The 21,416-nt window shown below is 50.7% G+C and carries 30 protein-coding genes and 1 tRNA gene; 17 read left to right on the forward strand and 14 right to left on the reverse strand.

Annotated features, from left to right (window positions below):
- Nucleotides 1-116: 116 nt before the first annotated feature.
- Genes purB through rluE form a run of 5 tightly spaced genes read right to left on the reverse strand, consistent with a single transcriptional unit; the run spans nucleotide 117 to nucleotide 4,452 of the window.
- Nucleotides 117-1,487, reverse strand: a complete 1,371-nt coding sequence (gene purB / locus B3511_RS07460) for an adenylosuccinate lyase (RefSeq protein WP_212477851.1) — start codon at nucleotides 1,485-1,487, stop codon at nucleotides 117-119.
- Between the two features lie 19 nt (nucleotides 1,488-1,506).
- Entirely contained in the window at nucleotides 1,507-2,136 is a 630-nt protein-coding gene (gene hflD / locus B3511_RS07465; RefSeq protein WP_040076078.1) for a high frequency lysogenization protein HflD, read from the reverse strand.
- Between the two features lie 27 nt (nucleotides 2,137-2,163).
- Nucleotides 2,164-3,273 carry a tRNA 2-thiouridine(34) synthase MnmA gene (mnmA, locus tag B3511_RS07470; protein ID WP_046885871.1) on the reverse strand — a complete coding sequence of 370 codons (1,110 nt, stop codon included), beginning with the start codon at nucleotides 3,271-3,273 and terminating at the stop codon, nucleotides 2,164-2,166.
- Nucleotides 3,274-3,314: 41 nt separating this feature from the next.
- Nucleotides 3,315-3,788, reverse strand: a complete 474-nt coding sequence (locus B3511_RS07475; protein WP_212477853.1) for an NUDIX hydrolase — start codon at nucleotides 3,786-3,788, stop codon at nucleotides 3,315-3,317.
- Nucleotides 3,781-4,452 (reverse strand): 23S rRNA pseudouridine(2457) synthase RluE, encoded by a 672-nt coding sequence (gene rluE, locus B3511_RS07480; protein WP_212477854.1) that lies wholly within the window; start codon nucleotides 4,450-4,452, stop codon nucleotides 3,781-3,783. The genes B3511_RS07475 and rluE overlap by 8 nt, the downstream gene beginning before the upstream one ends.
- A 117-nt stretch (nucleotides 4,453-4,569) precedes the next feature.
- Here rluE and icd point away from each other — a divergent pair, with 117 nt between their 5' ends.
- Entirely contained in the window at nucleotides 4,570-5,820 is a 1,251-nt protein-coding gene (gene icd, locus B3511_RS07485; protein WP_040076074.1) for an NADP-dependent isocitrate dehydrogenase, read from the forward strand.
- 113 nt (nucleotides 5,821-5,933) lie between these two features.
- Here the strand turns inward: icd and B3511_RS07490 are convergent, their stop codons facing one another.
- The 8 genes from B3511_RS07490 to B3511_RS07525 all read right to left on the reverse strand — a co-directional run bounded on the left by B3511_RS07490 (nucleotide 5,934) and on the right by B3511_RS07525 (nucleotide 11,390).
- On the reverse strand, nucleotides 5,934-7,076 hold the full coding sequence (locus B3511_RS07490; RefSeq protein WP_286778015.1) for a site-specific integrase: 1,143 nt from the start codon (nucleotides 7,074-7,076) through the stop codon (nucleotides 5,934-5,936).
- Complete coding sequence (locus B3511_RS07495; protein ID WP_286778017.1) at nucleotides 7,066-7,302, reverse strand: excisionase; 237 nt, start codon at nucleotides 7,300-7,302, stop codon at nucleotides 7,066-7,068. Before B3511_RS07495 ends, B3511_RS07490 begins: the two co-directional genes overlap by 11 nt.
- A 30-nt stretch (nucleotides 7,303-7,332) precedes the next feature.
- Nucleotides 7,333-7,602 carry a hypothetical protein gene (locus B3511_RS07500; RefSeq protein ID WP_286778018.1) on the reverse strand — a complete coding sequence of 90 codons (270 nt, stop codon included), beginning with the start codon at nucleotides 7,600-7,602 and terminating at the stop codon, nucleotides 7,333-7,335.
- 258 nt (nucleotides 7,603-7,860) lie between these two features.
- Nucleotides 7,861-8,493, reverse strand: coding sequence for a hypothetical protein (locus tag B3511_RS07505; RefSeq protein ID WP_286778020.1), 633 nt, complete (start codon nucleotides 8,491-8,493; stop codon nucleotides 7,861-7,863).
- Entirely contained in the window at nucleotides 8,480-9,508 is a 1,029-nt protein-coding gene (locus tag B3511_RS07510) for a chromosome partitioning protein ParB (RefSeq protein WP_286778021.1), read from the reverse strand. The genes B3511_RS07505 and B3511_RS07510 overlap by 14 nt, the downstream gene beginning before the upstream one ends.
- Nucleotides 9,508-9,867: a hypothetical protein gene (locus B3511_RS07515; protein WP_286778023.1), complete on the reverse strand. Its 360-nt coding sequence runs from the start codon at nucleotides 9,865-9,867 to the stop codon at nucleotides 9,508-9,510. Before B3511_RS07515 ends, B3511_RS07510 begins: the two co-directional genes overlap by 1 nt.
- Nucleotides 9,868-10,216: 349 nt before the next feature.
- A tRNA-Arg gene (locus B3511_RS07520) sits at nucleotides 10,217-10,293 on the reverse strand.
- Nucleotides 10,294-10,694: 401 nt separating this feature from the next.
- Nucleotides 10,695-11,390: an XRE family transcriptional regulator gene (locus B3511_RS07525; protein WP_286778025.1), complete on the reverse strand. Its 696-nt coding sequence runs from the start codon at nucleotides 11,388-11,390 to the stop codon at nucleotides 10,695-10,697.
- Nucleotides 11,391-11,487: 97 nt separating this feature from the next.
- On the opposite strand from B3511_RS07525, the gene B3511_RS07530 reads away from it, so the two are divergent.
- From B3511_RS07530 to B3511_RS07590, 13 genes are all read left to right on the forward strand, one after another.
- A complete protein-coding gene (locus tag B3511_RS07530; RefSeq protein WP_286778026.1) occupies nucleotides 11,488-11,745 on the forward strand; it encodes a helix-turn-helix transcriptional regulator in 258 nt (85 codons plus the stop codon).
- Nucleotides 11,746-11,768: 23 nt separating this feature from the next.
- Nucleotides 11,769-12,314 carry a YmfL family putative regulatory protein gene (locus tag B3511_RS07535; RefSeq protein ID WP_286778028.1) on the forward strand — a complete coding sequence of 182 codons (546 nt, stop codon included), beginning with the start codon at nucleotides 11,769-11,771 and terminating at the stop codon, nucleotides 12,312-12,314.
- Between the two features lie 195 nt (nucleotides 12,315-12,509).
- Nucleotides 12,510-12,716, forward strand: coding sequence for a DUF4222 domain-containing protein (locus B3511_RS07540; protein WP_286778030.1), 207 nt, complete (start codon nucleotides 12,510-12,512; stop codon nucleotides 12,714-12,716).
- Nucleotides 12,679-13,605, forward strand: a complete 927-nt coding sequence (locus tag B3511_RS07545) for a conserved phage C-terminal domain-containing protein (RefSeq protein ID WP_286778031.1) — start codon at nucleotides 12,679-12,681, stop codon at nucleotides 13,603-13,605. Before B3511_RS07540 ends, B3511_RS07545 begins: the two co-directional genes overlap by 38 nt.
- A complete protein-coding gene (locus B3511_RS07550; protein ID WP_286778032.1) occupies nucleotides 13,602-14,102 on the forward strand; it encodes a hypothetical protein in 501 nt (166 codons plus the stop codon). The genes B3511_RS07545 and B3511_RS07550 overlap by 4 nt, the downstream gene beginning before the upstream one ends.
- Entirely contained in the window at nucleotides 14,099-14,752 is a 654-nt protein-coding gene (locus B3511_RS07555) for an MT-A70 family methyltransferase (protein WP_286778033.1), read from the forward strand. Before B3511_RS07550 ends, B3511_RS07555 begins: the two co-directional genes overlap by 4 nt.
- Nucleotides 14,749-15,483 carry a DNA cytosine methyltransferase gene (locus B3511_RS07560; RefSeq protein WP_286778034.1) on the forward strand — a complete coding sequence of 245 codons (735 nt, stop codon included), beginning with the start codon at nucleotides 14,749-14,751 and terminating at the stop codon, nucleotides 15,481-15,483. The genes B3511_RS07555 and B3511_RS07560 overlap by 4 nt, the downstream gene beginning before the upstream one ends.
- A gap of 9 nt (nucleotides 15,484-15,492) precedes the next feature.
- Entirely contained in the window at nucleotides 15,493-15,717 is a 225-nt protein-coding gene (locus tag B3511_RS07565; RefSeq protein ID WP_144837568.1) for a hypothetical protein, read from the forward strand.
- On the forward strand, nucleotides 15,714-16,034 hold the full coding sequence (locus B3511_RS07570) for a LexA family transcriptional regulator (RefSeq protein WP_286778036.1): 321 nt from the start codon (nucleotides 15,714-15,716) through the stop codon (nucleotides 16,032-16,034). Before B3511_RS07565 ends, B3511_RS07570 begins: the two co-directional genes overlap by 4 nt.
- Nucleotides 16,031-16,420 (forward strand): RusA family crossover junction endodeoxyribonuclease, encoded by a 390-nt coding sequence (locus tag B3511_RS07575; RefSeq protein WP_286778037.1) that lies wholly within the window; start codon nucleotides 16,031-16,033, stop codon nucleotides 16,418-16,420. Before B3511_RS07570 ends, B3511_RS07575 begins: the two co-directional genes overlap by 4 nt.
- A gap of 24 nt (nucleotides 16,421-16,444) precedes the next feature.
- Complete coding sequence (locus tag B3511_RS07580; RefSeq protein WP_349676215.1) at nucleotides 16,445-17,161, forward strand: phage antirepressor KilAC domain-containing protein; 717 nt, start codon at nucleotides 16,445-16,447, stop codon at nucleotides 17,159-17,161.
- Nucleotides 17,158-18,147 (forward strand): DUF968 domain-containing protein, encoded by a 990-nt coding sequence (locus B3511_RS07585; RefSeq protein ID WP_286778040.1) that lies wholly within the window; start codon nucleotides 17,158-17,160, stop codon nucleotides 18,145-18,147. Before B3511_RS07580 ends, B3511_RS07585 begins: the two co-directional genes overlap by 4 nt.
- A 14-nt stretch (nucleotides 18,148-18,161) precedes the next feature.
- A complete protein-coding gene (locus B3511_RS07590; RefSeq protein WP_286778041.1) occupies nucleotides 18,162-18,506 on the forward strand; it encodes an antiterminator Q family protein in 345 nt (114 codons plus the stop codon).
- 530 nt (nucleotides 18,507-19,036) lie between these two features.
- Here the strand turns inward: B3511_RS07590 and B3511_RS07595 are convergent.
- Nucleotides 19,037-19,858: a hypothetical protein gene (locus tag B3511_RS07595; protein WP_286778042.1), complete on the reverse strand. Its 822-nt coding sequence runs from the start codon at nucleotides 19,856-19,858 to the stop codon at nucleotides 19,037-19,039.
- A 376-nt stretch (nucleotides 19,859-20,234) separates the two neighbouring features.
- Here B3511_RS07595 and B3511_RS07600 point away from each other — a divergent pair, with 376 nt between their 5' ends.
- The 3 genes from B3511_RS07600 to B3511_RS07610 are packed head-to-tail and all read left to right on the forward strand — an operon-like array spanning nucleotide 20,235 to nucleotide 21,325.
- A complete protein-coding gene (locus B3511_RS07600) occupies nucleotides 20,235-20,465 on the forward strand; it encodes a class II holin family protein (RefSeq protein ID WP_051916132.1) in 231 nt (76 codons plus the stop codon).
- Nucleotides 20,466-20,472: 7 nt separating this feature from the next.
- Nucleotides 20,473-20,970: a lysozyme gene (locus tag B3511_RS07605; protein WP_286783341.1), complete on the forward strand. Its 498-nt coding sequence runs from the start codon at nucleotides 20,473-20,475 to the stop codon at nucleotides 20,968-20,970.
- Nucleotides 20,960-21,325 carry a hypothetical protein gene (locus B3511_RS07610; RefSeq protein ID WP_286778046.1) on the forward strand — a complete coding sequence of 122 codons (366 nt, stop codon included), beginning with the start codon at nucleotides 20,960-20,962 and terminating at the stop codon, nucleotides 21,323-21,325. The genes B3511_RS07605 and B3511_RS07610 overlap by 11 nt, the downstream gene beginning before the upstream one ends.
- Nucleotides 21,326-21,416: the final 91 nt, after the last annotated feature.

The following is a 21,416-nucleotide window of genomic DNA, read 5'->3' on the forward strand; positions in this document are numbered from 1 at the left end:
TCTCCCTAAAATAAATGCTCTGAATAGTTTAACGCTGATTATGTTGGGAGAGGGATAAACATTTAATAAACCGGGGGAGGGAACCCTCTTTCCGGACGGAAAGAGGGGGAATGCGATTACTTCAGTTCATCAACCATGGTAATGGCGCGGCCGATGTAATTCGCCGGGGTCATTGCTTTCAGACGGGTCTTCTCTTCTTCCGGCACGTCCAGGCTATCGATAAACTGTTTCATGCCTTCTGCGTCAACGCGCTTACCGCGGGTCAGCTCTTTCAGCTTCTCATACGGTTTTTCGATGCCATAGCGACGCATCACGGTCTGAATCGGCTCGGCCAGGACTTCCCAGTTGTGATCCAGTTCGTCCAGCAGACGGTCGCGGTTCACTTCTAGCTTGCTCACGCCCTTCAGGGTGGACTGATAAGCAATCAGCGCATAGCCAATACCCACGCCCAGGTTACGCAGGACGGTGGAGTCCGTCAGGTCGCGCTGCCAGCGGGAAACCGGCAGTTTGCTCGCCATGTGTTGCAGCACGGCATTCGCCAGGCCGAGGTTGCCTTCGGAGTTTTCGAAGTCAATCGGATTCACTTTGTGCGGCATGGTGGAGGAGCCGATTTCGCCGGCGATGGTTTTCTGCTTGAAGTGGTTCAGCGCAATGTAACCCCAGACGTCACGATCAAAGTCGATCAGGATGGTGTTGAAACGCGCGATGCAGTCAAACAGCTCAGCAATATAGTCGTGCGGCTCGATCTGGGTGGTGTACGGGTTCCACTGAATGCCCAGTGAGGTCACGAACTCTTCGCTGAACTGGTGCCAGTCCACTTCCGGGTAGGCAGCGATGTGGGCATTGTAGTTACCGACAGCGCCGTTGATTTTACCGAGAATTTCAACCTGTTCCAGCTGACGGAACTGGCGCTCCATACGGTAGGCCACGTTCGCCATCTCTTTACCCATGGTGGATGGGGTAGCTGGCTGACCGTGGGTACGGGAAAGCAGCGGGATATCGCGATACTCGACCGACAGCGCTTTCACCGCGTCAATAATTTTACGCCAGTACGGCAGCACCACGTCCTGACGCGCAGTTGAGAGCATCAAGGCATGAGAAAGGTTATTGATATCTTCAGACGTACAGGCGAAGTGAATGAATTCGGAGACAGCATTGAGGGCCGGAATGCTGGCCACTTTCTCTTTCAGGAAATATTCAACCGCTTTCACATCGTGGTTAGTCGTGCGTTCAATGGTTTTGATGCGTGCGGCATCTTCTTCATTGAATTGAGCAACGATTTGATCGAGGTAATCGTTTGCCTGGGCGTCAAAAGCAGGAACTTCCTTGATGGCTGCCTGTGCGGCCAGCTTTTGCAGCCAGCGAACTTCAACCTGTACGCGGAACTTCAGCAGACCATATTCGCTGAAAATGTCGCGCAGCGCGCTGACTTTATCGCCGTAGCGTCCATCGACAGGGGAAACGGCGGTCAGTGAGGATAATTCCATAATTCGTAACTCCGGGAGGTTAACAATGAGCAAGAATCTGTTTTGCCTGAGTGCTCAGGCGATGACGAGAAAACATTAACTGCAGGCGGCCACCGCCGACCTGGTGCCACAGCACGGCGGCGCGAATGCCCGCCAGCAGCGAGGCGCGAACTTTGGCCTGCACCTGTGGACTTTGTAGCACTGCCGGGGACCCCGTTACCTGAATGCGTGGCCCCAGTGGGCTAATCACATCCACGTAGATACCCGCCATGGCGCTCAGTAAGGTTTCGGATTGCAGATCGAAATGATCGAGCTGACGCTGCAGCCCGGCAATGCGGTTGCCGAGGGTGTCCATCGCGCCTTTGGCGGCGTTGAGCTTACGCTCCAGCACCATCATGCTTAAGGTATAGCGGGTCAGTTCGGCATTCAGCCCCTGACGATTGTTAGCGTTCAGGACCCCTAACAGGGTTTCAAGGCCGAGGCGAAGATTCGCTTCACTGCCGCCGAAGACACCAAGCGTTGAACTGGGGTTAAGATCAACGATGCTGTTCAGCGACACGTGCAGGGCATCAGCGTCGCAATGACCCTGATGCGCCAACTGTTGCACCAGACGGGCAGACTGGCAAATTCCCGCCAGCGCCAGGGTGATGTCATAATAGTTCTTCGCCACACTTACTCCTTTCTGTGTGCTAACGCATTAGTCGGTTATCAGCGGCAGACGCTGTTCGATGATACCACCGCCCAGACAGATTTCGCCGCTGTAGAAGACCGCGGACTGCCCTGGGGTAACGGCGGAGACGGGCTCGTCGAAGCGCACCTCAATGCGTTCGTCGTCAATCGCGGTGAGGGTGCAAGGAATATCGGTCTGGCGATAGCGGGTTTTCACCGTGCAACGCAGCGTGCCTTTTACCGGCTCGCGATCGACCCAGTGCAGCTGTTGGGCAATCAGCCCCACCGACATCAGACGCGGATGATCGTGCCCCTGCGCCACAATCAGAATATTGTTCTCAACATCTTTATCGACCACGTACCACGGATCTTCGCTGCCTTCTTTGGTACCACCAATCCCCAGCCCTTTGCGCTGGCCGAGGGTGTGGTACATCAGCCCCTGATGCTGACCAATTTCTTCACCATCAACGGTGACGATTTTGCCCGGCTGGGCTGGCAAGTAGCGGCCAAGGAATTCGCGGAATTTACGCTCGCCGATAAAACAGATACCGGTTGAGTCTTTTTTCTTGGCGGTGATCAGATCGAGCTCTTCGGCAATCTTACGCACTTCGGGTTTTTCCAGCTCGCCCACCGGGAACAGGCTCTGGGCAATCTGCTCATGACCGAGGGTATAGAGGAAATAGCTCTGATCTTTATTGCCATCGAGGCCTCGCAGCAGCTGGCTTTTGCCGTTAACATCGGCACGACGCACATAGTGGCCGGTGGCAATGTAATCGGCGCCCAGGTCTTCAGCGGCGAACTCAAGGAAGGCTTTAAATTTGATCTCTTTGTTACAGAGAATGTCCGGGTTAGGGGTACGGCCGGCTTTATACTCTTCCAGGAAATGTTCGAAGACATTGTCCCAGTACTCTGCAGCAAAATTGACGGTATGCAGTTCAATGCCGAGCTTATCGCACACGGCCTGAGCATCGGCCAGATCGGCCGCCGCGGTACAGTATTCCTCGCCGTCGTCTTCCTCCCAGTTCTTCATGAACAGGCCTTCCACCTTATAGCCCTGTTGCAGCAACAGCCAGGCGGAAACGGAGGAGTCGACACCGCCGGACATGCCGACGATCACTTTTTTTGGGCTTTCTGACATTGGAATACTCACGACATTGAACTTCAAGGCGGCGTATTCTATCACGCGCCCCCGGCAATGGCACCCTCTGTAAACGGCCAGTTAAATTCGCCGATGGTCTCTAACGGCAGACGATGACCAGAGAGATAGCAGCGGATGCTCTCGGCAACCAGCGGTGAACGCAGGTTGGTGGCGCTCAGAATCTCGTCGGCCGTCACCCACAGGCAGCGGTCGATATCATCGTCGTGCGGCTCGGTGGCGCACATTTCGTTAAGCTCGATAACAAACAGAAAACGCAGGAACGGGGTCTTATCCGGCGCAATCCAGTGATGAAGACGAATAAACTGCTGCGGTTCAGCGTGAATACCGGTCTCTTCCCACAATTCCCGGCGGGCGGCCTGTACCAGGGTCTCATCGGCTTCAAGATGACCGGCGGGTTGGTTCCACAGCGCTTTGCCGTTGATAGTCTCTTCCACCACCAGAAATTTGCCCTGGGCGTGAACCACTGTGGCCACGGTAACGTGCGGTTTAAACATTCTCTTCTCCTTTTTCTGTCCCGTCGCGCCATTCACCATTGGCGAGATTATCCAGTGAGTAATCGCCCATGGCGTAGCGGATTAAGCGTAACGTCGGGAAGCCGACATGCGCGGTCATGCGACGAACTTGGCGATTGCGCCCCTCATAAAGGGTAATTTTGAGCCAGGATGTGGGGATCGATTTGCGCTCGCGTACGGGCGGCGTGCGCGGCCACAGCCACTCCGGTTCACTCACCCGCTCAATACCGGCGGGCAGGGTAGGGCCATCGTTAAGGGTCACCCCAGTACGCAGAGCGGCAAGCGCCTCTTCGGTAGGTTCACCTTCCACCTGTACATAATAGATCTTTCCGGTGCGCTTACCGGGCTGCGTCAGCCGCGCCTGCAATGCGCCGTCATTCGTTAACACCAGCAGACCTTCACTGTCGCGATCCAGACGGCCTGCGGCGTAGACGCCTGCAACCGGGATAAAGTCTTTCAACGTGCTGCGGCCAGCTTCATCGGTAAACTGCGGCAAAACATCGTAGGGTTTATTGAACAAAATCACCCGTTTGGGCTGGTTTGTTTTCGGTTTTCTGGTGGCTTGTCGTGAGCTGAATCGCTCAACCCGGTGATTTCTAAAAGAAGTTTTCTTCATGGTATTTTCAGGCTTTATCAATTGCCGCATTATAGCCTAATAACGAAGACCTTTCATGGCGCCAGACATTCAGGTACTATCGGGAGGCTCATTACAAATTATTAACATAAGATCAGTAACAACCAGAAGCGCTCGAAGGAGAGGTTAATGGAAAGCAAAGTAGTTGTTCCGGCGGAAGGTAAAAAGATCACCCTGCAAGACGGTAAGCTGAACGTCCCTCATAACCCGATTATCCCGTTCATCGAAGGCGATGGTATCGGTGTAGACGTCACCCCGGCAATGCTGAAAGTGGTGGATGCCGCTGTTGAGAAAGCCTACAAAGGCGAGCGTAAAATTTCCTGGATGGAAATTTACACCGGTGAAAAATCTACCCACGTTTACGGCCAGGACGTCTGGCTGCCAGCTGAAACCCTCGATCTAATCCGCGACTACCGTGTTGCCATCAAAGGCCCACTGACTACCCCAGTCGGCGGCGGCATCCGTTCTCTGAACGTTGCGCTGCGTCAGGAGCTGGATCTGTATGTTTGCCTGCGTCCGGTACGTTATTACCAGGGCACCCCAAGCCCGGTTAAACACCCGGAGCTGACCGATATGGTTATCTTCCGTGAAAACTCTGAAGATATCTATGCGGGTATCGAGTGGAAAGCGGACTCCGCTGACGCCGAAAAAGTGATTAAATTCCTGCGCGATGAGATGGGCGTGAAGAAAATTCGCTTCCCGGAACATTGCGGTATCGGCATCAAGCCGTGCTCCGAAGAGGGGACTAAGCGTCTGGTACGTGCGGCGATCGAATATGCGATCACTAACGACCGTGACTCTGTGACCCTGGTTCACAAAGGTAACATCATGAAGTTCACCGAAGGCGCGTTCAAAGACTGGGGTTACCAGTTGGCGACCGACGAGTTCGGCGGTGAACTGATTGACGGCGGCCCATGGCAGAAGATTAAGAACCCGAACACCGGCAAAGAGATCATCATTAAAGATGTGATCGCCGATGCGTTCCTGCAGCAAATCCTGCTGCGTCCAGCGGAATACGACGTTATCGCCTGTATGAACCTGAACGGTGACTACATCTCCGACGCCCTGGCGGCGCAGGTTGGCGGCATCGGTATCGCCCCGGGCGCGAACATTGGTGACGAGTGCGCCCTGTTCGAAGCGACCCACGGTACTGCACCGAAGTATGCAGGCCAGGATAAGGTGAACCCAGGTTCAATCATCCTGTCGGCAGAGATGATGCTCCGTCATATGGAGTGGTTCGAAGCCGCTGACCTTATCGTTAAAGGTATGGAAGGCGCGATCAACAACAAGACCGTGACCTATGACTTCGAACGTCTGATGGAAGGCGCTAAACTGCTGAAATGTTCAGAGTTTGGTGACGCGATCATCGAAAACATGTAATCCAGTCACTGGGTTATACAAGAACGGGAGCCGAAGGGCTCCCGTTTTTTTGACCCTTCCAAATTTCTTCCCCAAAACTCTCCCCAAAAAGTTTCCCCAAAACCCCCCGGATTTCACCCCGTTTTTGTGCTGACAATCACCCAATCTTTTCCCCGGTCATCGTTATATCTATCTGTCATTTTCCTCGACTTATGCCCGAGCAGTTTCTGAGTGTCTACACCTTGTTCCCTATAAAGTCGCTCCGATAATGATCGCTGCTCGTGGAAGGTTGGGGCAGTGCCTTTCTCCCAAGTAAGTCCACTCTTATCTCGCGCTTTTTTAAATGTGGAGGTTAGCGAACTGGTAGAAACCTTATCCCCACGCATAGCTTGCGAGGTTGAGTGGCGGAAGTGAACGAGGTATTTGCTCACTACTGCATCACGACATTTGGATATAACCTCACGAAGAGTTAAGCCTAAAGCATCGCATCTTAAATCTAATGGGATCGCTAAACGGGAACCTGTTTTCTCTTGTTCAACATGTAACATGTTGTCCCATATGTCTTTAAATTGCATGTTGCAGATATCACCCAAACGCTGGCCGGTAATTAATGCGAGAAGCATTCCGCTCTGTAGATAAGGTTCTTGTTTCTCTGCGGCGTCATAAATGGTTTTCCATTCTTCCAAAGATAGGCGCTGACGAGTAACTCTATTCCTGGGTTGCTTCGTCGCCTGCGCAGGGTTATAGCCTGGTGGTACATGACCGTGATGTTGTGCTTCTTTAAATACGTCAATTAACACCAGGCGTACAACCTGAGCCATGCGGTTATGACCTTCTGCCTTAACCGCATCGGTTATCTCAGCAATATCTAACGTGGAAATATCTTTCAAATGTTGCATCCCGCAGTGTTCTCGAAATAAGCGCACTGGCTTGGCTTTTTGTTTTAATGAATTTGGCCTGAGTTCATTGTGTTTAACGCGTTCTTCCTGAATGACGATGTATTTATCAAGCCACTCGGAAACAGTAATGTCTGCTCTTTTCCCCTTCATACGCGCGAGACGATCATTAACGCTGAGGATCTGGCGGGTCCGCTGTTCAGCAATAATGGTATTTGCCTCAGTCGCTACTTGCTTAGCTTCGGCTTCATCGGTTCCCAGGCTATGGAACCTTCCTGATACAGGGTGTTTGTATTGCCAATAAACCTTGCCTGTACGCTTATCTAATTTGCAGTACAGATTCGGAATGGAAATTTTATGCGCTCTCGGTCTAGCAGCCATCAGCAATGATCCGTTTTAATCTGGGGTTAGAATTCGCAGGGACAACTGGTTCGGCGATTACGCCAACATAACGCGCCTCACGGTCTACCATCCAGCAGCGTCCTACCTTTACGGCTGGGGGGACCATCATTCGACCCTTAGCGTACTTTTTCAATAAGCGTTCGCTCGGGGCTTGATCCCCAAACTCTTCCCGTGCCCAGTCGATTAAAGAAATCATGCGGGACATATGTTCCTCCACTAAACCGGCTGCACCCGGTTAAGGTTTGTAAAACGAGCAAGATGAGCATCCACCACGGAGGCCATCATTGCAGGTACGACATATTTTTGTGTCAGTATGATAGAGCTGGTGGACCATCTCTTTCGGCACCATCACCGGCATCGGCACGCGGATAACCAGACGGCGTAGTTCTGCTATCTCGTCGGCCTGCTCCATGACGCGCGCATGCAGGTCCGAAGCTTCTTCGCGCCACCAGGCGACATCGGCTTTAAGGCGGCGCAAGCGCCGCTGTTTGAGTTTGCTTACCATAAGCCATGCCCGGTTATGGATATGAGCTGGCAGATAGCGAACATCACCGCCGTGATAACTACCACTTTGACAGGAGGCATCACTTCACCTCCACGCACTTTATATTGTTAATGCGCGGTGATGTCTCATTCCATGAGCGCTCTCGCTCCGCAATAGCTAGCGCTTTTATAGCTGCCTGGCACTGAGCCATATTCTTCATCGGCTCGATCTGCATGTTCATGCTCTGGCTGCTAAGAACCATAATCAGAAAGACGTAGCTCATTCCGCCTCCTGCTGCGGTGCTGCTGCGGCGGCACGCTCGTATGATTCATCTGTCACATAAGACAGCGTTCCGTACCCAGACAGGCTGTAGCCTATGAGTTGGGCCAGTTGCATCTGGTATTCAGCTTCAAATTCGTCCAGCGCTATCTCGTTTAGCCCGTAGCCATGCTCTGTGGCGTAATCCAGCAACTTCCTGACGATAGGGTTTTCTTTAAAGCGCAGAGTGCCATGGACGTCGATAGCAAGCGGCTGCATCGGCAACTTGCAAGCCGTCGTTACAGGCTCGGCACCCTGGAGCATGGCGGCGCGGCTACCATTGACCACCTTCACACCCTGTCGGATATCATCAAACTCAAGGTCGCCTTTAATTTCCGCATGCCTGAAAGCGATAGACAGAAATTCCAAGCACTGCTCGTTTGTCCATTCCTCCGCGGCCTCCGCTTCGAGCGATGCCAGCGCCGCAGCATCATCACGAACTTTTCGTAGTTCAAGCACTGCAACCTGAACTGCATAAGCGAACATGGCAGCAGGGCGTTCACCTACTTTTTCGCTATCACGCTGCATATTGACGGCAACAGTCATCAGTTCGTCCAACTGCTCACCGGTCATTGGTTTATTAGTTGTTGTCATGATGATTCTCCTGCTGCTGCAGTTTGTATTGCTTAACGAAGTAGGCAACTGCTTTTGACTGGCTGGCAACGATGCCGTTGAGATTGACGTTCTTGCCCCGGTAGATCGGTGCAGAGCCTATATCAACTCCGTCGAGAGTTACGTAAAGGGTTTTTCCACGTACTTCAGTGGCTGGTATTGGCTGAGACAGGCGGTAAGTTTCTCTAGCCTCAGCAATGGCCTTGTGTTCGTCGATAATGGAAAGTGCTTCAGCAAGCGCTGCGCCTTCGATAGTGAACACACCTTCATCGCTGATAGATGCCTGAGCCATAAGCTCGACGAAACGACGTGCAGTTTTGATGCTAAGTTCTGGCGCGATAGAGCTGCGTGTAACCTTCGTTTTACCCTGGGCAGCAGCTACTGCTTTATCGTGCTGTAGAACCTCGCCAGCCTGTTCGCCATATTCACGGACGCGATCAACAGCAACATCGACTGATACAGAGCCTGATTTCACTTCCTGCTGAACGTCATAGTTGGCGGTGCTTAGCGTGAGTAACTTCTCTACCGTGGCCACAGACTTATTGACCAGTTTTGCAATCTCGCTGGTGGTCTGGTTAAACGCGTTATGCAGTTCCTGGATAACCGCGGCCTGTTCCATATCGGATAATGGAAGCTGGTTATTGCTGGTCATGATGCGAGCCAGGCGCTGAACATCGTTACCGTTGAAAGGCATGATGTGGATGCGGTCTACAGGTTTTCCTTCTTCAGCGCAGCGAGCATAGCAACGACGACGGCGGTGACCTTCGACAACCCACACCCCACCTTCATCACGGGCGATAACTTCCAGCGGAGGTACTGAGCCACCATTCATCAGATATTTGAACAGGTCATCATCAGCCAGGCGGGTACGTTCGTCGTCATCGTGACGTTTATTGAAGCCCTCGCGAACGTGAATATCGTCGAGACTGATGAACATGCCGGTGTCGGTACGCTTGATGGTTCCGTCACGAGACATCAATTTGAATGAGTTAGCCATCACGCAACCCCTTCGTTTAGTACTGTCAGGGTGACAGGCGTGAGTTCGCGAAGCTCGCGCTGGGCTTCAAGCAGGTGCATATTGCTGGGGGTTTTTGTGTGGCGCTCAACGATACGGTCACATTCTTTAGCCCAGCAGGTAACATCTTCTCGAAGAGTGGCATTTTCAGCAGCCAGTGCCTTACGCTGACTCATGGACTCACAAAGCGCCACGCTGGTGTAATCCAGTCGGTTAGCCAGTTCATTCATGATCCCGCGATAAGCAGGTGGAAGGAGAGGGGCGGCTTTACGAGCTGCGTCGATCAGCTGCTCTCTGGTTAAGCGTGGTTGTAACTCGGTGACGTTCTGTGTGGTCGTCATGGTTAGTTTCTCCGTTATATAAGCGCTCTGCACAGCGCTGATTTTTGGTTGCACGAATCCCTCGCCTGGTGGCGACTAAAAATAAAGGGGTTTCGTTTTAGTAAGCACCCGGGCAGGGCACTTAATGAAACGGGCGACTACCATCGCCTGTTAGCTTCTCCACAACTGAGAGCGCGTTCCGCTCGAATTTGCATTTAACGAACTGACACTTAGGTTAAAGGTCCAGAACGCGCTTTCAGTTGTGTAAAAGGGGCGGTCGACATAAGGACATTCAGAACTGCCGACCGCCAAGACTACACACAGCATTTGTTGCAGTTACTACGGGTTTACCACGCTGGCTACGTGATACTGGCGCAGCATGCAGGATTCAAACCTGCGACCCACGGCTTAGAAGGCCGATGCTCTATCCATCTGAGCTAATGCCACAACGCAGAGCGCACTACCTTTGACCAACCTGCCGACGATATGCCCGCCTGACTGTTTGACTGACAAAATACGTAGCCACGACTCAGGACTATAAGGTTCTATCGGGTTCCGGTGTAATGCGCTTTGCTGTTGCATCCTCGTCTCTTCCGAGGTGTCGCACCGTACCGCCTGGATGGTGAATCCAATGCTCGTGCTACTGCTAGGCTTGCACATTCCGGCTACCCGCTAGATCTGGATATTGTCTTCAAAGGAATCCCCGGACCGCTCCGGCACATGTGCCATATGCCGTGGAGTAAAGATAATAATAAATTGCGAATAACGCAAGCATTAAAAATGCGCAATACGCAATTACGGGGCAAAAAAAAAGACCTCCATTGGAGGCCTGTTTTACCAAAGACGGTCTAACCGTGACGTTTATACGCTTGAGATTGGCTTATCAAAACCTTGCCAAAGATGTGAAAGCGATGCTCATTTTCTTTGGTGATGTTCCATTCTCGATATTTGGGATTGTCAGAAATGACAAGAAGCTGATCGGGGATCATTTGTAGGCGTTTTACGTAAACCTTACCGTCAAAGCCAAATACATAAATGCCATCACCATCAAATTCATTAATGTTTACATCAACAAAGATTAAATCACCAGGCTCGATAGTTGAGGCCATGCTATCACCGCGAACGTTGATAACTTTAACGCCAGTTGACGTCCTGCCTCCAAACATAATCACCGCCTGGTCGTTACTGTATTCGATGGCATGAATAACATCGATAACGTCACTACCCTGAATATGTCCTGACCCGGCGCTTGCACTCACATCAAGTACCTCGACTCTATACACATCAATGTCCTTTCGGGCTGATGAATCATTTTTACTGTTTATACATACAGTAGACTCATTTTCCAATGACGTAAATAGGTCGGTAACTTTAACGCCTAAAGCTTGAGCAAGTCTGTTAAGTGTTTGTTCTGAAAACTGCTTTTGCTTTCCGGTTTCAAGCCGAGAAATATTGGCAGCATCAACCCCCACAGCTTCAGCGAGTTCTGCGATTTTCATGTTCTTCGTCAGGCGAAGATGTCGTATGCGAGATCCTATATTCATGCGCCTATTACATGTTGTTTTTGCGCCTCATGCAAAGCAACTTGCGCAATCCGCCAGAATGAAATAATATGCGTATTACGCAAATTAAGGAGGCATTATGCAATCACCGTTAAGAAAATTGCGTAAATCGCATGGTATGACTTTGTTGCATGTTGCAACTGGCGTGCAAGTCGATCCAGCTACGCTGAGCCGCATTGAAAGATGCGAGCAAGTACCGTCTGTAGAGCTAGCCGAACGTCTTGCCAAGTTCTTCCATGGCGAAATCAATGAATTACATATTTTATATCCGAGCCGCTATCAAACTCCTGACGACGTTCTCAGCAAGCGAAATCTTAGTTCGAAAGTAGCTAACTAAATAACTACCAAAGGAAAAACAAAATGGTAGACAGCATAAACACAGCGATTCGCCTTATGTGCAAGGCACACAAACACGGTCGTGTAGGCCTGGCAGCTGATCTTGGCATGACCATCGATCAATTTCACAACCATCTATACCAAAAATGCGGCAGTCGTTTTTTTACGGTAGTCGAACTTGAACAGATGCAGTCCATTTCCGGCACGTCTTATCTGGCTGAGTATTTCGCTAAGCGCTGCGGAAAAATGCTGGTTGACATTCCAGTTCCCGAGAGCATCGACAATGTCGATTTGTATGAAATCGATATGAAAGCGACGGTCGCAGCTGGCGAACTGGCGTCAGCAAAAGTTGCAGCTATTGCTGACGGTGTAATCGATATGAAAGAACGGCAGACACTTTCCGATTTATTCAACAAGAAGTTGCGTCACCAGATTCACGGCTTCCTGGGTTTTATGGCTCTGTATGGGGCGGGAATTTCAGATCAGGCAGTCGATGTTTTCGTTTCAACCGGCAGAAAAGGTGACGCCCCGAGTGTGCAGCTCGAGGCGTCTGGCGCGCCGGTTCTTTAAGTGGAGAAACTAACGCATGAACAGTTTAAACCGATTCAGACCAGCTAAGCAATTCAGATGCCTGCCGCTGGTGGGGAAAAACTCCCCGTTCGGCTATGTGGAAATAGTACACAGCGCTGATGGTGCCAACAACTACCAGGCATGTGCAGAGATGGTAGGTGCATTTGCTCTGATGAACGAGAAGGGGCGCGAGGAATGGCTGAAGTTGACCGGAGGTTCAAAGACCACAGAGGTATCCCGGTGCGGGTCATTCGATGGGAGCCAGAAAGCCGACGCGTTATATACCTTCGCGAAGGGTACGATCATGAGTGCTTCAGCCCTCTTGAGCAATTCCAGCGCAAATTTACAGAGTTAAAGGACTGCCATGAGCCTGTTAATGCCATCCCGGCCGATAGTAATTAACCCTGACCTTGCATACAGCATTGGCCTGAACGAGGCCATTGCGTTGCAGCAGGTGAATTACTGGCTGAAAGAGACAAATTCCGGTCTGGAACGTGACGGTGTGCGCTGGATTTACAACACGAACGAGCAGTGGCTGGAGCAGTTCCCGTTCTGGTCCGAGTCTACCCTGAAGCGCACCTTCACCCGCCTGAAGACCCTCGGAGTGCTCAAAATTGAGCAACTGAACAAGTCTCAGCGCGACATGACGAACTACTACACGATTAACTATGAAAGCGAGCTTTTAGATGAGGTCAAAGTGACCAAATCGAAGAGTTCAAAATGCACTCGTCCATCAGGTCAAAATGAACTAATGGAAGAGGTCAAAGTGGAACGCTCCATCGGGTCAAAACGAACCGATGTCATCAGGTCAAAACGGCCTGATGTTCTTACAGAGAATACAACAGAGAATACTACAGATATTAAAAACCCTTCTTGTCCGGTTGCTGCGCAACCCGACCGTGATGTGGTTATCACTGACCAGGCCAAACAGGTCTTAACTCATCTCAACCAGGTGACAAACTCACGCTATCAGGTATCGACCACATCGTTGCAAAACATCAGGGCCCGTATCGGCGAGGGTTACACCGTTGAAGAGCTGAAACTGGTGGTGGACTATTCAAACGCCAAGTGGGCCGACGATCTGAAAATGGCCGCGTATCTGCGCCCACAAACCCTTTTCCAGCCGAACAAATTTCCCGGCTACCTGAAATCTGCAGGGAACTGGTCAAACGCTGGCAAGCCTCCACGCATAAACGGCGAATGGGCTCGTGAAGATGGCATTTTCAAATCCAGTTTCCAGAACACAGACTACAGCAAGATCCCCGCTGGTTTCAGAGGAGCTAACTCATGAGCCTTTTGAAAAACATTCAGCTATTCATCGCAAACAACCCTGGCCTGACCAACAAGCAGTTGGCGGCATCGATGCCACAGTTTGACGTTCACGCCGTGCAGCGTGGCGTATGTCACTTGGTAAAACTTAACCGCGCCACACGTAAGCATAACGGCAAGTGCTACCAGTATTTTGCTAAGCCGCCGAGCGGAGAAGTCGGGGAAGTAATTTCCCGCTTAAAAATAGACCGAGCGCAGAGCGCTACTGATGTTGAGATGGACAGCGTAGTTAACCCCGCAGTAGCTGCATTGATGCTGAAAGCCCAGGGGCTTACTGAAAAGGGCCTGTTTCAGCGAGCGGCCACGGTCCTGATGGAAGCATTCCACAAAACTAAAAGCGAAGTCCTGCGCGAGAAGATACTTGTTGAGCGCCAGCGATACCTTAGCCAAGCCAAAAAGCAGAAAGCGGCAAAAGATACGTGTTTTTTGGCAGGCAACAGCTTAAGGAGCGTGGGATGAAATATTCGTTAATCTACGCAGACCCTGCCTGGGAGTACGGCAACACCATCAGCAACGGGGCAGCGAGTAACCACTACGGCACGATGAAACTCATCGACATGAAGCGCCTGCCGGTGTGGGAGCTGGCTGCCGAAGATGCTGTACTGGCCATGTGGTTCACTGGCACCCACACCCGCGAAGCGATAGAGCTGGCTGAGGCATGGGGCTTTAAAGTCCGAACCATGAAGGGATTCACCTGGGTGAAGTTCAACCCTCTGGCAGAACAGCACATCAACAAAGCGCTGGCATCCGGCAATGTTGAGGACTTTTACGACTTCCTCGATCTGCTTAACGGTCAGACGAAGATGAACGGCGGCAACTACACCCGAACCAACACCGAGGATCTTCTCATCGCCACCCGTGGTAAGGGGCTGGAAAGACTGAGCGCCAGCGTGAAGCAGGTTATCTACAGCCCACTGGGTGAGCATAGCGCGAAACCGGAGGAGGCCCGATTCCGTCTGGAGAAGCTTTACGGTGACGTTCCACGCATTGAGCTATTCAGTCGTTGCGGCGCACCTGGCTGGCATCACTGGGGTAATCAGGCCGAATCATCTGATGTAGAGCTTTTTCCTGGTTATGTAAACAAAACTTCTAAAGTGGAGGCCGCGTGAATGAGTTGGCTCTTTTCGCAGGCGCTGGTGGAGGAATACTCGGCGGACACCTGCTCGGATGGAACACAGTATGCGCAGTTGAACGTGATGCCTACGCCGCACAAGTTCTCGCGCAACGACAAAACGATGGAATCCTCAGACCTTTCCCGATTTGGTCTGACGTGTGCAGTTTTGACGGAAAGCCGTGGAGAGGAATTGTTGATGTCGTTTCTGGCGGCTTCCCGTGCCAGGACATCAGCGCAAATGGAACTGGTGCCGGCATCGAGGGAAAACGTTCAGGCTTATGGTCAGAAATGGCGCGAATTATCGGTGAAGTTCGACCTCAATTCGTTTGCGTGGAAAATTCTCCACGACTCAGAGGAAAAGGTCTTGCCATGGTCGTCAGTGACCTTGCCGCAATGGGGTATGACTGTGAATGGTTTCGTTTATCAGCATCGAACTGCACAGCGCCCCATACCAGAGACCGCTTGTGGGTTGTGGCCTACCGTCAAATCGACAATAAGAAGCGATTGCAAGAGCGAGAGGTTACGTCACGCCCCAGACCTTGTTTCAGTTATCAAGATGAGGCCATTACCAGATGGAACGATGCCACCCCAGGATGGACAACTGAGCCCCGAATGGGTCGAGTGGTTCATGGGATGGCCCATCGGGTGGACAGAATTAAAGCCCTTGGAAATGGACAAGTTCCAAGAGTGGCTGCGGCAGCATTCTCCGCGCTTGCAAAAGGTTGAGGAAGCAGCATGAAACTTTCAGCCGAGCAGGAAAATGCAGTACGCGATGTTGCGCGACGCTGCATCCGGGAGATAAGGGAAGCGCTTAAACAGAAGCCTAAACCAAGCTGGAACACTGCTGTTCCCCCGATCCTGAAAAAATATCACGAACTGGTGAAGCCGATGGGCGTAACGCTGGTGAAGTTTAACAGTGAAATTGGTCGCCTGAACGGGCGCTATGGAGTGGAGTCATGAACCATTTAACGCCCCGTCAAAGTGAAGTTCTGGATGCAATAGTGCTCTACAAGGATAGAACCGGATTCCCGCCGACGATTCTGGAGCTTGCCGGTTTAATTGGCTGTGCATCACCTAATGCTGCTGCCGAGCATGTGAAGGCGCTTAAGAAAAAGGGGTACATCTCAATTGCTCCTGGCGCTGCCAGGGGGATTACCGTAGTCAAAACGGAATGGGATGCAGATCCTGTAACGATCATTAAAGAGCTGCTATCGGGTGGTGAAAATGCCAGAGATAACGCTGTGGAATGGCTGAAAAAGCAGGGAGTGACGTTATGAAACTTGTACTCCCGTTCCCACCGAGCGTAAACACCTACTGGCGAGCCCCGAACAAGGGACCACTGAAAGGCCGTCACCTCATTAGCGCAAAGGGCAGGGCATACCAGAGTGCAGCTTGTTCGGCTATTGTCGATCAGCTGCGCCGCCTGCCAAAACCCTCCACCGCACCGGCGGCAGTGGAGATCCTTCTGTTTCCACCAGATTCTCGCCGCCGCGACATCGATAACTACAACAAAGCGCTGTTCGATGCGCTAACCCATGCTGGTGTCTGGGAGGACGACAGTCAGGTACAACGAATGCTGGTGGAGTGGGGGCCGAAGGTGGCCGGAGGCCGGGTAGAAATAACGATCACCACACATGAACCAATGGCGGGTGCAGCCGCCTAAAAAGTGGAGAAGAGCATGAACCAGATGAACGTAACCGTAATGTGTCAGGCACATCATGCAGTTGCTATGGGACAGCAAATAACGATGTCGAGTCGGGAAATTGCTAAGCTGGTAGATTCTCGCCACAGCAATGTATGCGTGACCATTGAACGACTCATGAATAGCGGTGTTATTGGGGGGTATGCTGCAATGCAGTACACCCACCCTCAGAACCAGCAGACCTACCATTACTACGAAGTTAATAAACGCGACAGCTATGTGATTGTTGCTCAGCTTTGCCCTGAGTTTACTGCTCGGCTTGTAGACCGCTGGCAGGAACTGGAGAACGGCGCCGGCATGGTGCTTCCTCAGACACTACCTGAAGCACTGCGCATGGCTGCAGATCTTGCTGAACAAAAACAGCGACTGAGTGAAGAGCTGGCCATTGCAGCACCTAAAGCTGAATTTGTGGATCGCTATGTAACCGCCACCGGCTCAATGACTTTCCGGCAGGTGGCCAAATTGCTCAACGCCAAAGAGCCTGAGTTCCGTCTGTTCCTGATGGATAATCACATCATGTATCGCCTGAGTGGGGTGCTTACCCCTTATCACCAGCACATCGAGGCCGAGCGCTTTGAAGTTAAGACAGGCACAACCAACGCCTCTAATTATGCCTTTAGCCAGGCACGCTTCACCGCTAAAGGCGTTAAGTGGATCGGTGGTCTGTGGGCTGAGCACATCGCTAAGGGGCAAATGGCGTGAGGGCACTACTTACACCTGAAATTGCGCCTATGGCCGGGGTAGTTATCTTCCGTCCCGGAACTGATTTGCTCTGGCTATTCCGTCAGGGCAGGGTGGTAATTGAAAAGCCATCGGAAGCTATACAGCATCTACCGTCTGGCCTTCTTCCAGAGTCATACCAGCCACTGAAACATGATGACAGTATGCAGGTTGTTTTTGAGAACGAGCGCGTTATTCAGCGTGCTGGTGGCCTGAACGGTCTGGATCCCTGGCTGGAGCAAAAGTATGAATGTCAGTGGCCACACGAAGAATGGCATTCCCATGATTTTACAGTGATGCGCCACGCTCCCGGCAGTATACGTTTGTGCTGGGGTTGCGATAACAATCTGCGAGATCAAACCACTGTAAGACTTGCAGGAATTGCACGTGAAAACCTGGTATCCTGGCTACTGGCAACCGTAAGCGGTCAACTTGGCTTCAGTGAAGGCCATGTGCTGACACTTCCGGAGTTCTGCTGGTGGTTGGTAAAGAACGGGCTGGCAGATGTTATCCCGGAAAGTATGGCTATCAAGGCCCTGAGGTTGCAGCCAGAACCCATGCAATCTGTGATGCGAGAAAGTGACATAACCCCATCATTACCAGCGGTAGAACTGCTGCAGGAGAAAGCAAAAAAGATAGTGGCGGTGAAGGTTGATCCAGACACCCCGGAATCCTTCATGATGAAACCTAAGCGCCGTCGCTGGGAAAATGAAAAGTACACCCGTTGGGTTAAGTCGCAGCAGTGCATGTGCTGTAACAACCTGGCAGATGATCCCCACCACCTGATAGGCCACGGGCAGGGTGGAATGGGTACAAAGGCGCATGACCTGTTTGTGATACCTCTGTGCAGAGAGCATCACGACGAGTTGCACGCCAGCCCTGTGGCATTCGAAGCGAAGCACGGCGACCAGTTAACGCTGCTGTTTCGATTTTTAGATCGTGCGCTGGCTATCGGCGTATTAGCATGAACAGTGGAGATAACATGCGCGATATGTATGAAGTTATGGATCTATGGGGAGCTTGGGCATCTTCAGACAATAGCAGCGTTGACTGGCAACCAATTGCGGCAGGCTTCAAAGGTTTATTGCCACATGGTAAGAAATCACGGCCTCAGTGTAACGATGATGAGGGGATCATGATTGATGGATGCGTTGCGAGGTTGAAAAAATTCAAACCTAATGAATGTGAACTTCTGATTGCTCATTTCGTTATCGGAATCTCATTGAGAGCAATTGCGAAAAAAAGAAAAGTCTCCGATGGTACTATTAGGAAAGAACTACAGACTGCAATGGGGTTTATTGATGGCTGCATTTGTATGTTAAGATGAGTATCAGGCAGCACTAGCTGCCTGATTTATCATTAAGTTCTTTCTTCTCTGTGTAAAGCTTTTTCAATTTCAAAGGTATGAACGTAGACTGAATAAATGAGAAGCAAGTTAAGAATGATATTGCATGGGTTATCACGCTTATTGATAATGATAACGCCAAACCTGTGTGGTTTTTATCTTTTGAGAGTAAGTAATATATGAAGATTAGTGCTAATGTTAAAAGATACAACAAAAACAAACTGTAATATCTATTGAATCTAATTAAGAATCTATTTGTTTGATATGTGCGCTCAACTTCAGTTAGCCCAATTGAAACGGAAGAATTATCGCCTGACAGTGTGATGACTAACAATAAAAAGCCAGTCAATATTGAGAATATATTGGCAACCAAGTTGAGTGCGTCAGTGTTATTAGTAAGAGTTTCAGTAAAGAAATAAGAAAAAAATAAAGAGGCGAGCATGTTTAACGCTGTGATAGCAATTGCATTTATATCAAGGTTTCTCATTATCTCAAGCCTCTTAGAAATCTCATTAAAACTCGTTTTTTACAAAATCGCTTAAAATTTCTTCCGCATATTTTGACAGGATCGACTTTGCCCCATAGGGAATAGTGTAGTATACCTGTGTAAGTCTTAAGCTGTCACTGGTTATTTTTTCGCTTTTTTTTGTTTCAAAGTAAAAGTCACTATCTAAATCACTTATCCAAGGGATTGGATTATTTTCAATAGATTTAGCGAGTTGTGGGTTTCCTTTATGATCAATAGTTAGATGACCTGAAATTCCTGTCTGTTTTACAGCAGGTTCATTTTGGATCAATGATTTTAAAAAGCCAGGTTGTTTATTAAAATCAGAGCTCATAACTTCCAGATTTACATGGACCGCTTTTAATCCGTCTGATTGCAATTTCGCAACTGTATCCTGGCGGAGGATGCATGTTGGAATAATGTCTATCTTAAAATGACCAAATAATTTACTGGTCTTAACCTCTGGCCAATTTGTCGATATTAACATTAGTGATGCTATTTTGTTCCCTTTAATCATGTAGAAAGCATGCAGGTTGTCATGGTTTTTGACTGGGAAAAGATCTTTATCTTTAGGATTGATAGGTGAGACTGAGACCTGCTCATTAGGGTTGTATGAAGTAAAGTGAATAAAATGTGTATTATTTATAGTTTTGATTTCTTTGCATTTGATGTGCTTGGTAGCTGAATATTGAATAATGGTGCCCGCAGCTAAACTTTTACTAGCTGCGATCTGCTTATATAAGTTGTTGTTATTATTCGAGTTTACTTTAAATGCCCTAACCGTAACCTTGCGGGTTAGGTTGGCTTGCTTTTGTTTTGAGAAGTTCATCGCTTTTCCTTAAGGTTAGAGTTTGGGCGAGCATACTTTAAAAAACTAACGCGTACGCAAAATGTATAGTATTCTGCTATGAGTTGTCACTACGCACTGACACATAACATTCGAAACCTCGCCAGCCGGCGGGGTTTTTTTATGGCCGCAATTCCTGCTTTATCCCCGCGCCATTGGTCTCGTCGCTAATGGATGGCGGTAAGTTGGAATTATCCGCGAGGTCAGGCCAACAATCATAAGCCTCGGCATCCTGCCGGGGCTTTTCTTTTTCAGGCTCCCGGAACCCCATAACTCGTTTTGTTGTTAATTCATCCGGAGGGCCTGATCCCTTACCAAATAGCACCCGCATCCCAGCGAGGTGAGAGAAATGTCCCGTATGAGCAAACTTGTCACCGGAGTCGCCCTCGGCACCTCAGGAGGAACCATCCTGAACGGCGTCCTCACAAAACTGAGTCCTGACGAATGGAGCGCCATCGGCGTACTGGCGGGTATTGCCGGGATAATCGTTACAGGACTCATTAACTGGTATTTCAAACGCAAGGTCGCTAATGCGCAGGTTAAGGCGCTGGAGAAATACGGCCCGGCGGTGAAAGTTGGAGAAGACTGAAATGCCAATGACCAGCAGCCTTCGCAATAAACTGATCGCCGCAGCTGGTGGCGGCGCAATGCTGATTGCCTCGCTGTTCCTCGGCGGGCAGGATGGTGTAGAAGGGCGAAAGTACGAAGCTTATACAGATGTCGCCGGAGTGTGGACTGTCTGCGACGGCCATACGGGACGGGATATCGTCAGGGGCAAGACTTATACCGATCGTGAGTGTGACCAGTTGTTGTGGAAAGACATCCAGCCAGCCAAGCGTACGGTAGACAATCTGGTCAGGGTGCCGCTGGGCGAGTATCAGCGCGCCGCGCTTTACAGCTTTGTCTTTAACGTTGGTTCTGACGCGTTCTCGAAGTCCACGCTTCTGCGCAAGTTGAACAAAGGTGATCACGACGGGGCGTGCGAAGAAATGCGCCGTTGGGTTTACGCTGGTGGCATGAAATGGAAAGGCCTCCAGAATCGGCGAGAGATGGAGCGATCGATGTGCCTGGCGGAGAGCAAACATGACCTTTAGCCTTCGAACGATTCTGCTGATTACTCTCGCAGCCGTTCTGCTGGCAGGTGGCTATGGCGAGCTACGTTACCGGAATGGCTGGTACGCCCATGCCGACCGTATCAACGTGCTGGCTGCTGATAAGCGGGCCAAAGCAGAAAAGGCTATTCAGCCTGTCGAACTGAAGGCCGCTCAGGCCAGAGAAGAAGGCCGGGTAATCTACCGAACCATAACCCGTGACGTGGTGAAATATGTCCAGGATCCAAATCGTACCGTTTGTGATTTTGATGATGAGTCTGTCCGGCTGCGCCAACGTGCCATCGACGCTGCCAATTCCATCAGCGGATTTGATGCAGGAGCCGTGTCAGGCAAGTGATGCTGGCACCAACAGCGACGAAGACCTGCAGGCAGATATCGAAACTGCTGAATGCCTGCAGCGGCTGCGCCTCGATAAGTACCGCTGGCAG

It is taken from the genome of Leclercia sp. UBA1284, from assembly GCF_002308415.1.
GTDB lineage: Bacteria > Pseudomonadota > Gammaproteobacteria > Enterobacterales > Enterobacteriaceae > Enterobacter > Enterobacter pneumoniae.

Bases quoted from the DNA above. Each gene is read 5' to 3' on its own strand.
- purB (WP_212477851.1), bottom strand. From the start codon at position 1,487: ATGGAATTATCCTCACTGACCGCCGTTTCCCCTGTCGATGGACGCTAC.
- mnmA (WP_046885871.1), bottom strand. From the start codon at position 3,273: ATGTCAGAAAGCCCAAAAAAAGTGATCGTCGGCATGTCCGGCGGTGTC.
- B3511_RS07475 (WP_212477853.1), bottom strand. From the start codon at position 3,788: ATGTTTAAACCGCACGTTACCGTGGCCACAGTGGTTCACGCCCAGGGC.
- rluE (WP_212477854.1), bottom strand. From the start codon at position 4,452: ATGCGGCAATTGATAAAGCCTGAAAATACCATGAAGAAAACTTCTTTT.
- icd (WP_040076074.1), top strand. From the start codon at position 4,570: ATGGAAAGCAAAGTAGTTGTTCCGGCGGAAGGTAAAAAGATCACCCTG.
- B3511_RS07490 (WP_286778015.1), bottom strand. From the start codon at position 7,076: ATGGCTGCTAGACCGAGAGCGCATAAAATTTCCATTCCGAATCTGTAC.
- B3511_RS07495 (WP_286778017.1), bottom strand. From the start codon at position 7,302: ATGTCCCGCATGATTTCTTTAATCGACTGGGCACGGGAAGAGTTTGGG.
- B3511_RS07500 (WP_286778018.1), bottom strand. From the start codon at position 7,602: ATGGTAAGCAAACTCAAACAGCGGCGCTTGCGCCGCCTTAAAGCCGAT.
- B3511_RS07505 (WP_286778020.1), bottom strand. From the start codon at position 8,493: ATGACAACAACTAATAAACCAATGACCGGTGAGCAGTTGGACGAACTG.
- B3511_RS07510 (WP_286778021.1), bottom strand. From the start codon at position 9,508: ATGGCTAACTCATTCAAATTGATGTCTCGTGACGGAACCATCAAGCGT.
- B3511_RS07515 (WP_286778023.1), bottom strand. From the start codon at position 9,867: ATGACGACCACACAGAACGTCACCGAGTTACAACCACGCTTAACCAGA.
- B3511_RS07525 (WP_286778025.1), bottom strand. From the start codon at position 11,390: ATGAATATAGGATCTCGCATACGACATCTTCGCCTGACGAAGAACATG.
- B3511_RS07530 (WP_286778026.1), top strand. From the start codon at position 11,488: ATGCAATCACCGTTAAGAAAATTGCGTAAATCGCATGGTATGACTTTG.
- B3511_RS07535 (WP_286778028.1), top strand. From the start codon at position 11,769: ATGGTAGACAGCATAAACACAGCGATTCGCCTTATGTGCAAGGCACAC.
- B3511_RS07540 (WP_286778030.1), top strand. From the start codon at position 12,510: ATGGCTGAAGTTGACCGGAGGTTCAAAGACCACAGAGGTATCCCGGTG.
- B3511_RS07545 (WP_286778031.1), top strand. From the start codon at position 12,679: ATGAGCCTGTTAATGCCATCCCGGCCGATAGTAATTAACCCTGACCTT.
- B3511_RS07550 (WP_286778032.1), top strand. From the start codon at position 13,602: ATGAGCCTTTTGAAAAACATTCAGCTATTCATCGCAAACAACCCTGGC.
- B3511_RS07555 (WP_286778033.1), top strand. From the start codon at position 14,099: ATGAAATATTCGTTAATCTACGCAGACCCTGCCTGGGAGTACGGCAAC.
- B3511_RS07565 (WP_144837568.1), top strand. From the start codon at position 15,493: ATGAAACTTTCAGCCGAGCAGGAAAATGCAGTACGCGATGTTGCGCGA.
- B3511_RS07570 (WP_286778036.1), top strand. From the start codon at position 15,714: ATGAACCATTTAACGCCCCGTCAAAGTGAAGTTCTGGATGCAATAGTG.
- B3511_RS07575 (WP_286778037.1), top strand. From the start codon at position 16,031: ATGAAACTTGTACTCCCGTTCCCACCGAGCGTAAACACCTACTGGCGA.
- B3511_RS07580 (WP_349676215.1), top strand. From the start codon at position 16,445: ATGAACGTAACCGTAATGTGTCAGGCACATCATGCAGTTGCTATGGGA.
- B3511_RS07590 (WP_286778041.1), top strand. From the start codon at position 18,162: ATGCGCGATATGTATGAAGTTATGGATCTATGGGGAGCTTGGGCATCT.
- B3511_RS07595 (WP_286778042.1), bottom strand. From the start codon at position 19,858: ATGAACTTCTCAAAACAAAAGCAAGCCAACCTAACCCGCAAGGTTACG.
- B3511_RS07600 (WP_051916132.1), top strand. From the start codon at position 20,235: ATGAGCAAACTTGTCACCGGAGTCGCCCTCGGCACCTCAGGAGGAACC.
- B3511_RS07605 (WP_286783341.1), top strand. From the start codon at position 20,473: ATGACCAGCAGCCTTCGCAATAAACTGATCGCCGCAGCTGGTGGCGGC.
- B3511_RS07610 (WP_286778046.1), top strand. From the start codon at position 20,960: ATGACCTTTAGCCTTCGAACGATTCTGCTGATTACTCTCGCAGCCGTT.